General features: G+C 41.1%; 13 protein-coding genes. 1 reads left to right on the forward strand and 12 read right to left on the reverse strand.

Going from position 1 to position 13,168, the window contains the following annotated elements:
• Nucleotide 1 precedes the first annotated feature (1 nt).
• A complete protein-coding gene (locus J7E38_RS17020; protein WP_214705034.1) occupies nucleotides 2-406 on the forward strand; it encodes a hypothetical protein in 405 nt (134 codons plus the stop codon).
• Between the two features lie 253 nt (nucleotides 407-659).
• On the opposite strand, the gene J7E38_RS17025 is transcribed toward J7E38_RS17020, so the two are convergent.
• From J7E38_RS17025 to J7E38_RS17080, 12 genes are all read right to left on the reverse strand, one after another.
• Entirely contained in the window at nucleotides 660-1,265 is a 606-nt protein-coding gene (locus J7E38_RS17025) for a hypothetical protein (RefSeq protein WP_214705033.1), read from the reverse strand.
• A gap of 126 nt (nucleotides 1,266-1,391) precedes the next feature.
• Nucleotides 1,392-2,096 (reverse strand): response regulator, encoded by a 705-nt coding sequence (locus J7E38_RS17030; protein ID WP_214705032.1) that lies wholly within the window; start codon nucleotides 2,094-2,096, stop codon nucleotides 1,392-1,394.
• Nucleotides 2,097-2,099: 3 nt separating this feature from the next.
• Entirely contained in the window at nucleotides 2,100-3,686 is a 1,587-nt protein-coding gene (locus J7E38_RS17035; protein ID WP_214705031.1) for an ATP-binding protein, read from the reverse strand.
• 70 nt (nucleotides 3,687-3,756) lie between these two features.
• Nucleotides 3,757-5,283: a tripartite tricarboxylate transporter permease gene (locus tag J7E38_RS17040; protein ID WP_214705030.1), complete on the reverse strand. Its 1,527-nt coding sequence runs from the start codon at nucleotides 5,281-5,283 to the stop codon at nucleotides 3,757-3,759.
• 34 nt (nucleotides 5,284-5,317) lie between these two features.
• Complete coding sequence (locus tag J7E38_RS17045; RefSeq protein WP_214705029.1) at nucleotides 5,318-5,773, reverse strand: tripartite tricarboxylate transporter TctB family protein; 456 nt, start codon at nucleotides 5,771-5,773, stop codon at nucleotides 5,318-5,320.
• A gap of 54 nt (nucleotides 5,774-5,827) precedes the next feature.
• Nucleotides 5,828-6,853, reverse strand: a complete 1,026-nt coding sequence (locus J7E38_RS17050) for a Bug family tripartite tricarboxylate transporter substrate binding protein (RefSeq protein ID WP_214705028.1) — start codon at nucleotides 6,851-6,853, stop codon at nucleotides 5,828-5,830.
• 170 nt (nucleotides 6,854-7,023) lie between these two features.
• The gene (locus tag J7E38_RS17055; RefSeq protein ID WP_214705027.1) at nucleotides 7,024-7,449 is read right to left on the reverse strand and encodes a hypothetical protein; all 426 of its coding nucleotides are present in this window, start codon (nucleotides 7,447-7,449) and stop codon (nucleotides 7,024-7,026) included.
• Between the two features lie 21 nt (nucleotides 7,450-7,470).
• The gene (locus J7E38_RS17060) at nucleotides 7,471-7,818 is read right to left on the reverse strand and encodes a hypothetical protein (protein WP_214705026.1); all 348 of its coding nucleotides are present in this window, start codon (nucleotides 7,816-7,818) and stop codon (nucleotides 7,471-7,473) included.
• 42 nt (nucleotides 7,819-7,860) lie between these two features.
• A complete protein-coding gene (gene mcrC, locus J7E38_RS17065) occupies nucleotides 7,861-8,898 on the reverse strand; it encodes a 5-methylcytosine-specific restriction endonuclease system specificity protein McrC (protein ID WP_214705025.1) in 1,038 nt (345 codons plus the stop codon).
• A complete protein-coding gene (locus tag J7E38_RS17070) occupies nucleotides 8,876-11,326 on the reverse strand; it encodes an AAA family ATPase (RefSeq protein ID WP_214705024.1) in 2,451 nt (816 codons plus the stop codon). Before J7E38_RS17070 ends, mcrC begins: the two co-directional genes overlap by 23 nt.
• Nucleotides 11,327-11,473: 147 nt before the next feature.
• Complete coding sequence (locus tag J7E38_RS17075) at nucleotides 11,474-12,106, reverse strand: hypothetical protein (protein ID WP_214705023.1); 633 nt, start codon at nucleotides 12,104-12,106, stop codon at nucleotides 11,474-11,476.
• 26 nt (nucleotides 12,107-12,132) lie between these two features.
• Nucleotides 12,133-12,747, reverse strand: a complete 615-nt coding sequence (locus J7E38_RS17080; RefSeq protein WP_214705022.1) for a hypothetical protein — start codon at nucleotides 12,745-12,747, stop codon at nucleotides 12,133-12,135.
• Nucleotides 12,748-13,168 lie beyond the last annotated feature (421 nt).

The following is a 13,168-nucleotide window of genomic DNA, read 5'->3' on the forward strand; positions in this document are numbered from 1 at the left end:
AATGGCGTTTTTTATCTCCCTGATTTTCATTGTGATATCGGTATTCATTTCTCTTATTTTTAAAAATGAACTCGAGCGGATGTTTCTGAGAGGAAAAGAGTTTTTCCCCTTTCACATATGCAATGTCCTGATCACCTTAATGGTCGCATTCACCTCCCAGGCCGTGATGACGAGGTATGTTTTCGGGCAACAATTCCATATCATCCGAGATGTGCTGATCCTTATCGCCATCATCATACCTGTTTATATCTCCGAACATTTAGCCTTTGAAAAATACAAATCCGTCTACCGCAAATTTTCAGCCGCAGAGAACGGAAAAGTACTCATACTGAACGAAAAGTACTTAAAAAAGAAGAAAAGATTCAAAAACCTTGAACACTATAATGCTATCTCCAAGGAAAAGTAAATAAATCGCCTGCGAAAGATAAAAATGCCCGCAACATCGGCGGGCATTTTCTTTTTCCGACCACTTTTCGAATTAATTTGGCGGATTTTTAATTGATTCGACCACATTTTTGATTTATTCGACCACTTTCCGAATTATTTCGACCACTTTTTCGAATAATTCGACCAGGTGAGGATCTTTCGCCAGATTGTCAGCTTTTATCAACATTCAAATATAAAAAAGGACGGCCCCTTGGAGCCGCCCCTGTGAAGAATTAATCCTCATGCCTTTTCACTAAGTCTTTTTTGTATTGAATAACGCTAAGCAGCTTAGAGCCACGCAAATTGGGTATCATATCATCCAATTCAGCGAGCACTGTTTCCTTCTTCCCGTCATGGACCATCTCTTCCAACTCCATTAGCCTTCGGTAAAAAGAATTCCTGACTTTTTCCTTGTATTTTCGATACGATTCACGGTCCCCTTGCTCAATCGCAATCCCGGCAAGAGAATACCATTTATACATATTATCCTTGAACCCTCTTGCTAATTCCTCAGCTTCGTCAAATTGCTTCCTTTTGACAAGCAGGTTCACTTCATTCAGTTTTCTGTAAAAAGGAGATTTAATTTGACGCAGTTTGTTCTCCGCTTCTTCCAGCTGATCATTGAAGAAATAATAAAAGAACTGGAAATGCGGATGCTTGGAATTTTTCATGAAGTTCATTACTTTTTCCGGATCCTTTTCAAAAACAACCGGATAAAAACTTTTGAACATAAAGAGTAAGAGAAAAATTAGATTAACCAAAATAAATGCCCAAACTGGCGCTTGCATGAAGCCTAATATTAAATCAGCAAGAAAGATTGCGACAAAGAACCATACCATGTTTTTCGTTTCCCCTTTTTCTATATCTCTAGTCATTTTTTACCATTATATCAAATAATAGGATAACAGAAGAGGAAACAAATCGATGGGACATGCAGTCCGTCCGCATGTCCCTGTTTGTTTTACTTACCCTATACTAATATAAACTCGTTCCGGCCGCCCAACGGTTCCGTATGTCAAATCTGCTTCTATCTTTTCGATGGATACTAGATGCTCGAGGTAACGTCTTGCGGTTGTCCGGCTGACGCCAATTTCTTTTGCGACGCTTTCTGCTGTAAGTCCCGCCCCACCCTTTCCAATGACCTCCATGACTTTTTCGAGCGTCAGCGGGTCGATCCCTTTCGGAAGGTATGATTTATCATTGTTCAATTCATTCATTTCTTTCCGCAGCAGTTTATCAACCTGCTGTTGTGTCACAACAGGATTCGCTTTGCCTAATTGCGATAATTTTTCATGATAATCCTGATATCTCAGCAGGGACTGCTTGAATCGTTCAAACACTAAAGGCTTGATAATATAATCGAAAACTCCGATACTGATCGCTTCTTGTACTTTTTCGATTTCCCTCGTTGCCGTGATCATGATGACATCGGTTTGTTTTGACTGCAGCTTGAGTTCCCTCAACAATTCGAGGCCGTTCATATCCGGAAAGTAAACATCGAGCAAAAGCAAATCCGGCTTTAGAATATCGATTAAGGTTTTAGCCTCGACATAGCCGGCTGCAATCCCGACGGCCTGAAATCCTTCGATTTGTTCGATGAACCGCTTTTGGATTTCCGCTATCCTTAAATCATCCTCGACGATCAGAACTTCAATGTCCCTTTTCCCCATTGTTCATTTCCCCCTGCTTTTTGGTATCGCTACAGTGAAAATTGTGCCTTCCCCCGGATTAGATGAAAAGGTGATGGATCCACCTAATTGATCAATCGCATTTTGCACAAGGCTTAGACCAATACCTGAATTGTTATTCCTATTCTTCGTAGTAAAACCTTCCAGAAATATGTGTTCGTTGTTTTCGCTTTCTATCCCTCGACCGTTATCTTCTACTTCAATAATCAGCTCTTTGCCAAGATCGGTCAGGAACAGCAAGACCCTTTTTTCTGCTTTCCCGTTCTCCCTAACGGCTTCAAAAGCATTATTGACCAGGTTCCCAATAATGGTCACTAGGTGATCTCTGTCAATTTCATTTGGCACATCTTTAAAGCTGCTCTCCCTGTCGATTGTAAAATCAACCTTCAATTCGCTTGCCAGGCTGAACTTTCCAAGTACAAAGGCAGCAATGATAGGATCTGGCACTTCCTTCATTAAAAATTGAATGAATCCCTGGGCTACATCGACTTCCTTAGAAATGAAGTCGATTGCTTCCTTGTATGAACCAAGCTGAATTAGTCCTAGAAGGGTATAAAGCCGGTTGGAATATTCATGGGTTTGGGCACGCAATCCTTCTGCATAGGCTTTTACATTGGACAATTCCTGCAACAACTTCGCCAGCTCCGACTTGTTCCGGAAGCTTGCGACTGCCCCAATCACATCACCTTTTTTATTAAAAATGGGGATCCTATTCGCTAAATATACTTCTCCTAATATCATAATCTCCTTATCGTATTCTGCTTGTCCTGTAGCAACGACTCCAAGAAGATGCGTATTCTCCAACACCTCATCGATTCTTTTTCCACGAAGGAGAACCTCATTCGGTACTCTCAATATTTTGTGGGCGTTTTCATTCACCACCGTGATGCGTCCCTCGGTATCAATGGCAATGATGCCTTCATGAATGGACTCTAATATGGCATGTTTCTCCTGATACATCCAGGCAATTTCTTTTGGTTCAAGACCGAACAGAGCCTTTTTTATATTCAACGTGATCAAGAAGGCCACCATTAAGCCTCCTATTAAAATAAGAAACGTAGCAGTGAACATTTTTTTCTGTATAGCGGAGATTTCCTTTTCGATATCGGTCTGAAGATATCCTACAGAAACCACACCAACAACTTCTCCCTTGCTGAAGATGGGTGCTTTCCCCCTTAAAGAAGGGCCCAATGTCCCAACAGATTCGGAAATAACAGATTCTCCGCTAAAAACACGGCCATTGTCTCCTCCGACCATTTTTTGTCCTAATCGAACAGGATTGGGGTGAGAATAACGGACCTCATCCCTGTTGCCAATGACGATGAATTCTGCCCCTACCTGTTTCCGGATTCTTTCCGCGATAGGCTGTATAATAGATGCTGGATCATCCTCGTAAAAAGCTTCTTCAATTTCTGGCATATTGGCAATGGATTCCGCCACAGCCAGCGCTTTAGAGCCAATTTCCTTCTTCATGTTCGTCTCTAAGATATTTTTGAAAGTGATTTCAAAAATACCGCCAATCAAGAGAATAAGGATCACAATTAAGAGCATTAATTTTGAATGTAACTTCACACCAACACCTCTCCTTCATTATAGTAAAAAAACTCCTTATAGAAAGGAGTTTTTTTACTATTTTAATTATTCAACCTTCTACATTGATAATGACTTCTTTGCCCCGCCTTTTCATCAACAGCGGAATTACAAGCCATAACAGGGTAATGAGTAGAAACGCCAGAGAAATAGGGCGTGATACAAAGATACTAAAATCCCCGTTGGAAATCGTCAATGCTCTTCGCAGGTTATTCTCAACCATCGGCCCTAGCACCAACCCGAGAACAAGCGGAGCGATCGGATAATCATTTTTGCTGAGGAAATAGCCGAAAATCCCACATGCCAGTAACAGCAAAAGATCATTTGTTGATACCTGGACAGCATAGACACCAAAAATCGAGATCGCAATAATGATAGGGATCAGGAATTGTTTTGGTGTTTGGATGATCTTTGCAAACACTTTTACCAGCGGAAGATTCAAGATCAACAGCATGACATTGCCGATAAACATACTGGCAATCAGTCCCCATGCTACCTGCGGGTGGTCTTCAAATAATAATGGTCCTGGCTGCACGTTATACATCATCAAGGCACCCATTAAAATAGCCGTTGTCCCTGACCCTGGAATCCCCAATGTTAATAACGGAATCAGCGCACCGCCGGACGCAGCATTATTCGCCGATTCCGGTGCTGCCACCCCTGCAATGGTCCCTGTCCCGAATTTTGAAGGAGTTTTCGAAATCTTTTTTTCTAAAATATAAGAAAAGAAGGATGCAAGAGTCGCCCCTGCACCTGGCAAGATCCCAACAAAGAAGCCTAATATGGAACCACGCGCAATCGGTGCAGCCGATTCTTTCAGCTCAGCCTTTGAAGGAAGCAAGTTATTTATCTTTGCGATTTCTCCCTCTTCTTCATCTTTTTCCAAAATCGTCTTAAAAACCTCTCCAAGCGCGAACAATCCAACGGCAATCGTCAGGAACTCAATTCCCTGATAAAGCCACGGAACATTAAAAGTAAATCTGGCAATACCTGAAACACTATCAATACCGATCGTTCCCAGCAACAATCCAGTAACAGTCATGATTAATGCCTTTGTCACTGATTTTCCGGCCAGTCCGCTGACAGCCCCAAGTCCTAAAAGCATCAATGAAAAGTATTCTGCAGGACCAAATTTCAGCGCCACCGATGATAGAGGCTTGGCCAATGCTATAAGGGCCACAAGTGTAACGATTCCGGCGACAAATGAACCTATTGCCGAAATCGATAAGGCACTGCCTGCTCTCCCTTTTTTGGCCATCTGGTAACCGTCCAGCGTTGTGACCACAGATGAGGATTCTCCTGGTGTATTCAAGAGAATGGAGGTGGTTGAACCTCCATACATGGCTCCATAATAGACTCCCGCAAGTAAAATGATCGCACTTGTCGCAGCGGATTCCGGCGGCAGCCAGCCAGTAGCTGATGCAGTAACAGGAATAAGCAGCGCTACTCCGCTCATCGGCCCAATCCCCGGGAGAACACCTACGGCGGTCCCAATCAAGACTCCAATGAAGGCAAAAATGATGTTATACCAAATGAAGGCTGTTCCAAAGCCTTGAAATAAATAATCGAGTGTACTCATTTGTACAACCTCCTTCGAAAAGGCTACACCTAAACTATGAAAGCCAAATTGGCCATCCTGGCAGCGTCCCTTTTAATACTTCGACATACAAAAAATAAACAAGTCCTGAAAAACAAGCAGATATGATAAGGGAAGTCATCACCTTAGTGCGTTCCATCGTTTGAAAACAAACAAATAAAAATAAAAAGGTTGTGATGACGTACCCGATCGTTTCCAATGTCAAAATATAAACCAATGTAGCGAAAAAAATGATCAAGAAAGGTTTATACAGTAATTTTTCTTTCGAACTATGCTGTGTTTTTGCAACCATAGTTTCATAAAACAAACGAATGCTTAGAAGAACAAGAATGATACCAAGTAATAAAGGAAAAATATCAGGACCAACGGAGCTGCCATATGATGAACTCGCAAGCTGTCTGCTCCCAACAATAAAAAGAACTCCTGTCGCCAAAAATAGAATCGAGGCAATCCGATCGAATTGAATGCTCATTGCTTACTCCTTTCAAGAACGGGGGAAGGGAGGAAAACCCTCCCCCTTCTTTGGTTACTTCTGCATGCCTAGGGCTTCTAATAATTGCTGAACCTGGCTTTCCTGATCTTCCAGGAACTTTTTGAAGTCTTCGCCATTCTTATAATCAAGATCCCAGCCCTGTGTCTCTACTTCTTTCTTCCATTCTGGGGAATTCGCTAGCTTTTCAAGTGATTTCTCCCAATATGCTTTTGCATCTTCAGACATTTTTTCAGGACCAAACACACCGCGCCAAATCGTAAATTCAGCATCCACTCCCTGTTCTTTTGCGGTTGGAATGTCTTTGAAATCACCTGCTAAACGTTCAGAAGAAGTGACTGCCAATACCCTTACCTTGCCAGCCTTCAAGAACTCCTTAACACTTGATGCGTCAGTACCAATTACATCAGCGTTCCCGCCAAGCAAAGCAGTAATCGCTTCTCCGCCGCCATCATAAGAAACATATTTAACCTTAGTTGGGTCAACACCATATTCATAAGCTGGCAGGATCGAAATAAGATGGTCCATGGAACCAGGCGCAGAACCGCCGGCAAAGGTTAGTTTACTAGGATCCTTCTTTACCTCTTCCAGAACCGATTTCAGGTCTTTGAATTTCGAGTCCTCTTTTACAACAATCGCACCATAATCCTTTGTCAACTGTGCCAATGGCGTTGTATTTTTAACCCCATATGGGCTGTTTCCTTCTTTTTTCAGATTGTTGATGATAATCGGAGGTGAATTGACAAAAAGCATCTCATTATTTTCTGCCTGCGCCGTAGCATATTCAGCCATAAACACAGCACCGCCGCCACCCGGCTTATTCTCAACTGTCATAGGCTGCTCCACAATCTTTGTTTCACCCAGAACCTTTGTCAATGATCGTGCGGTTAAATCCCATCCGCCGCCAGCTCCAGATGGCGCCACCACCGTAATAGCTTTGGTAGGATAACCTGAACCTTCCTTTTTAGCAGAGGATGCAGGAGCATCACTGCTGCAAGCACCAAGGCTTACTGCCAGTGCACCCACACATAGAACTGCAGATATCTTTTTCATAGAAAACATTTTTAACTCCCCCTTGTAAGCGTTTTCTTAATTTTACAAAGTTTTTGAAAATAGGATAGATTATTCATTTAAACAGCATTAAAAACTTAGTTAACATTTTGTTCATTTTGTTCACGGGGGTTATTTATTACATAGAAAAAGCTAGAGTAACAAAACTCTAGCTTGGTTTATTATTCATATTCCATATCTATATCGATATAATCCAACTCAGGATCTTCAAAAGGATGCATTTTTCGTTTGTAGTATTTCACACTTTTCCCGTTCACGGCTTCTTCATAAAGCATAAGGAACCTGGTAACCGGGGTTTCTGGCATATCCAATTCCGGTTCGGTTGTATAGCCGAGGAGGTCCTCCTTTTTCGATTCCGCAAAATCATGGATCAGGTCGCTTTTAAAGCCGTATTTTTCATACATCCTGATGATCTCCATCAGTTGCTTGATCCGAGTTTCTGCCGGCAGTCCGAGGTGGTATTCCACTCCTTCGCCTCCATCCGGATACTGGACTTTGCTTGTTTCAATCAGCTCCCAGCCTTCATCAAGCAGGCGATTCACCCGATTAATCTCTGTATGGACGAAAATCTTCAAATATTGTTTCATGCGAGGCACCTCCGTTATCTTTTAAACTATACTGCTTTCTCTTCCTAATGAATTCATTTCTGATAAAAACGAAGATAGTTCCTCTGTTGTTTGAAATTTGAATGAATATCCATAATAGATTGGACTCTTACCCTTATTCTTTCTTTTGGGAAATTGATTTAATGCAGTATTGTGGTACAATCCATGTGCCTTATTTTGCAGCCATGAATTTCCCTCTACAGTTTTGGGATTTAAAACAATAGAGAGTTCGACAGTCGGCATTAAATAAACGATTTCTCTAGTTACCACATTTTCAAATTCAATTCCCTTAGTCGTTTCATTAGTGACCTTAAAGCTATTCCCCTTAAAGGCTTCCACTCGCTTATCCATATTCATTCTCCTCACGGTTTCTTTTGAACTGGCCAGGCAGAGCTAAAAAACAACAAGCTCAACCAACCTTTCATGAATGACTTTCCAGTCCCGATCAAGATCCACAGTACAGATTTTCACCGGGAATCCTTTAATTTTATAGGAAAGGTTAAGCTCCTTTCCTGTTTTCGGATAAAGCAGCATGCCAGCGGTCTCTTTATCAGCTGATCTTTTGTGATTGCTTAAATAAGCAAAAAGCTGATACAAGTTTCCGCTGATTACTTTCTCTGCACCAAAATTGCGTGTCAAAGCATGCTGGTAATACTTCGTGTCCATGATGATTTTGCGCTCTTTGGACTCTAGTGAGATGTCTGTTTGCATGAGGGGGAGAAAGTGGGTATCCTTCCCCTCTGCATCCCAATAAATGTTCTCGCGATACACTTTGAAGGTGGGCATTTCTTTTTTATAAAAATTCCTGACAAAATCCTCAAATAATCTTGCCATCGCTTTTGGATCCCGTTCGAAGTCAGCGAATATCGAGTCAGAATCATCTTCATTCAACAGCATCGACTCATAAAGAAAGCGGCATATATCCAGAACGAAACGGTAATGCTGATTGCTTCTGTGAAGTCTAAGTTCCTGAAAAAGCCTTTGGCTTAACTTAATAGTCGACACCTCAGCAAAATAGGAATAAAGATTCTTGATTTCTTCTTTTAAGCTGGTAGCCAATTCCGGATTTTGCAATAGAGAATAAAGAGTCGATTTAATGATCTGATTGAGCACAATATCATGCGTCATTTCTTCAAAATCACAATACATCTTTCCTCTTTTAAAAGAAAAAGTATTAATAGATTCCTGAAACAGCACTCTCCCTTTTAACGTTCCAGTTTCCTCAATGGAGGATTTGTATTCCCGGTAAAACCCTCTCTTGATAAGGGAACGCAGTTTTACCAGAAGAATCCTTGTCAACAAATGCTTAATGTCTTTCTCATCTTCACGGGCGATATTGGCCATGTCCTTTTCATTCAAGTGCCCCCAGGCATAACAGAGCATGTAATATAGGTTTTTAATCGGTATCTTAGAGTCGGTCAAGGAGCTCATCTACTTTATCCTCCTGATCGAACCAGTATTCCCGTAATAGAGGAGCAATTTCCAGGCGGATAATCCTGTCATACCATTTCTGTTCATCCTCAACCCGTTCGATGACCGGACAAAAATAGCTATGTCCAATTTCATAGCCTTTCCCCAGGTTGACGGTATCAGATTTAATGGCTTCATTAATCTCTGTAATGCCATCAATGAGTTTATCGATGAAACCCTGGCTGATTCCCTTGCTTATTAAAAATTCTTTAAAGGCCGCTGTTTGAAAGGCTGGCTCCACACTTATAAAGGAGAACCTTCTCCTAAGGGCATAATCCACCAAGGCAAGAGATCGGTCCGCCGTGTTCATCGTACCGATAAGATATACATTTTCAGGAATATAGAAAGTTTCTTCTCCCTGGCTGTAGGCAAGCTTGACAGCATATTTCTTGCCTCGCTTATCCGCCTCAATGAGCATCATGAGTTCACCAAAGATTTTAGACAAGTTCCCCCTATTGATCTCATCAATAATAAGATAATAGTTGTTCTCGGGATCTTCGATTGCTTTTTTGCAGAAAGAGTAGAAGAGACCATCCTTTAAGGTGAAATCACCATCTTCATTTGGTTTATAGCCTCTAATAAAATCCTCGTAAGAGTATGACTGGTGGAACTGCAGCATCTCAACTTTTTTATCATCCTTTACACCCATATGGAGATAGGCAAGGCGCTTCGCTACAAATGTTTTCCCTACACCAGGAGGTCCTTGTAGTATAAGATTTTTCTTGTAATCAAGGGTCTCAAGAATCTCTTCGATTTTATCTTCCGGCATGAAAACCTCAGATAAAAGCTGATCGATGGAATAGGAGGCTGGTTGATCGTTTACCTTCGAACTGTTATTATCCGGGTCAGGATACACGATTTTGCCTTCCTTATTAATATCGTCTAGCAACTTCTCGACAAATTCAGGATAAGGCGTCAGATTTGTGAGAGTCTTCGTAGTAACCCTCTCAATTTCCCATTCTCCCGTTTCAATCCATTCGACCTTTCGGATTGATTTATATGTTTCTTGAGCCTGGTCATATTTATAGTCAGAAATAACTTTTCCAAAGCCGATCGCCTGATGTACTCCTTTTTTGATAAAGATGTAGTCCCCAACCCTCATCTCATATGCAAACTGGTAGTTTGCAAGGGCATCATTATTAGGATTACGATCAGTTTGATAGATTTCTTTTAGAGCTTCAATTATTTCCCTCTTGCTGCTATAATTCCTCAGGTCACCGAGCTCTCTCCAGCCTATGCCGATATATTCATTCTCCCTGAAGTCATCCCACATAAAATTGCCTTCACCCGCTGCCAGCAGCCAGTATTGCGGCTGGTCCTCCAGGACGGCTTCAGGTTCCTGCTTCCCAAAGTTCTCAAACAGATAGCTAAAGAATTGATCAATTTCATAATAGATCGGCAGGTCCGTTCTTTTCCCCACAATCGTTAGGTATTGATCAACAATTTCATTCTCTTTCAGGCATTCCTGAAATTTATTGAACTTGTCACCGAAGGTATCGCCCCTGGCATATTTTGGTTTCAGCTCCAGAATGTTTTCTACTGCAACCTTATCTCTCTGATTGTAAAAACAATATTCTTCCGGGAATATGTTTCCGATCATCTCACTGACAGCGCTTGCGCCGAACCCGAACAGCTTATAATCCTCGTTATTTATAAATTGGTCAATTCGGGTTTTAAGCGATTCATTGCCGTGTATCAAAAAACTAAAGCTCTTTCTGTATTGTTCAATACTTGCGTTCATAAATCCGAGGGCTCTTTTCTTGGCAAGCGCCATTCGAAAGGCATTGATATGCTCTCCAAGTTCCTGGATATCTTCCCATTCCATTGTATTTAAATGTTCTTCTTGTTTGAAATTCTGGAAGAAATGATAACTCTCTTTAAGATAGTTCTGGTTGCTGTCAAACCACGCATTTGCGGAATCTTTAAATAGATGTAAGTACCTTTCGACAAAGGACATACTCAACTTCTCTTCAATGTCTTCCGGGTTTTCCCATAGATGAAGAAGTCGATTAAACTCTTCTTCCGTTAAACGGTAATTAGTATTTTGCCTCATCTTGAAGATTTGCAGATTCATCGTATCAGGAATCTCTTTTAATTCATGACGCAAAAGCATCCCTTGTTCAGGAGTAAGACGCTTTTCAAGAATCCTTAAATCGACCTTGTCATTTTCTTCATCTTCGTAAGGTTCGGATTGAACTTCACATAGCGCAATTACTCCACCGGTATTTTTATTTCCACCATCCGACCTCCAGATAAATACCTTGTCTCCAACTTGTATTTCATCCAAGAACTGCTTTTGGCGAACGTTCCAATCAACGATTTCATTTTCTTTTATGTATGTATCGACATCGAATTGTTTAGGATTCCCCTGGAAAATCCAGTTGCCCATTATGACACTTCCTCTCTTCCAATATATGTATAGCTATATTGTAACGTATTTCATCCAGCAAGTTGAAATAATGCCTGGCTTTCTCCGATATAAACACCAAAAGACAGCCAGGCTATGGTGAAATCTAAATACTTTCTACTGCCAATCCTATTGACCGTCCTCCATATCATCCGGGAACACAATCTGATCAAATTCCTCGCCGGTCGCCTGGTCCTTAACATTAATCGTCACTTTATAATCATCCTGATCTGCGCCATTGAACAGTTGATAATACGCTCCCGATATTCCAAGGCCGAATACGGCAAAGCCATCCATGCTATTCTCATAAGTTGCTTTATCTACTTCCAGAGTAAATTCAGAGAAGGATTTATTGTGAGTCACATCCTTGATTGAAGCAAAGTCACCACTCGTCTTCATTTCCTCAAGTGATTCCTTGATGCCTGTTTCAAGCTCCTTCATCATTTCTTTATGCTTGGATTTGGACATCTTGTAGGTGACGGAACCATCGTCATTTTTGATGACTTCCTTGACTCCTTCCGCTTTCGCTTCCTCAATGGTACTGTCAATGTCTTCACCTTCAAACATCGATGCCGGCAAGGTCACTTCCACGTTAAAAAGACCTTTATCCACTTCAACTGAACCTTCATCTTCTGCTTTGGCTTTATCCTCTTTGGCAGTCTGTTCCGTTTTCGTCGCTGATTCACTCACTTTTCCTTCTGATGAACAAGCTGCAAGCAATGCGCTAAGCGTTAAAAGTAAAACAATTGATCGTTTTTTCATGTCAATCTCCTCCTGTTGTGATGTCCTTACTTCAATTTGATTTCGAACTCATATTCCTTGGTCTCAGCCTCAAAATCGTCTTCGCCACCCTGATGGCCGGTAAAACTCATCTTAATCCACTCAATTGCTTCGGCATTTCCTCGCTCCAGATACCAGATGATATTTCCTTCCTTAATGACACCTTTATCAATTTCTCCTCCAATAGAATCAGATACCCACATATCAGGCATGTCGATCTGTTCACCAGTACTTGTAACCAAGACAGCCTGGTCTGGATAAAAAGTGAACTTTCCATCTGTCGTATTTTCCATCCTTAACTTTACTCCAACCGCAGAAGCATTAGCATTCTCATCTTCCATAGTTGGGGCTTTATCACTCACAACGACCTTTTGGACTTCCAATTTCAGTCCATTATAATCGTCAGACCACTTGGCGTTATCATAATAGGTCCAAATATCTTCCGCCTTTTCTTCTTCCGCAGGTTCTTGATCCTCTTCAGCTTTTGTTGCCTCATTTCCTGTTTTCGCTTCCGCCTTGTTTGTATCATTCTTTTCAAGCTCATTCGTTGCCGAATCCGCTCCACAGGCAGCCAACATGACCATCAGAAAAATGGTTCCTAAAACCAAAAACATTTTTTTCATTCCAGTTCATCCTCCTTGTTTTAAATGGGTTAATCAGTTGATAAAGTCATTTTACATCGTTTTTCCAGCCCACCCTTTCCAAAAACGGGAAGGGTATTTAGCAAAAATTAAAGGGTGCAGTTATCTGTCACAAAATTTATTTATCCAAAGCAAATAGACCATCAAATTAAAAATGAAAATGATGGCCTTTTTTTATTGATATACAGGCATTTATACTATTGAATGTTATTTATTGTTATAGAAACTGTATATCCATTTGCAAGCTAACAGACATTTCAGTAAGGTTGCAAATTACGGTTCATTTTAACCGGCAATTTTGCTAATAGAGATAATTTTTGAAATGAAAAAGCGCTTAACAGTAGCGTTAAGCGTTTTTATATGTGAACGAGACCATCTTAAACTAAACCAGCTAATAGGAGTC

The sequence above is a fragment of the Bacillus sp. ISL-35 genome, from assembly GCF_018613355.1.
Lineage (GTDB): Bacteria > Bacillota > Bacilli > Bacillales > Cytobacillaceae > Mesobacillus.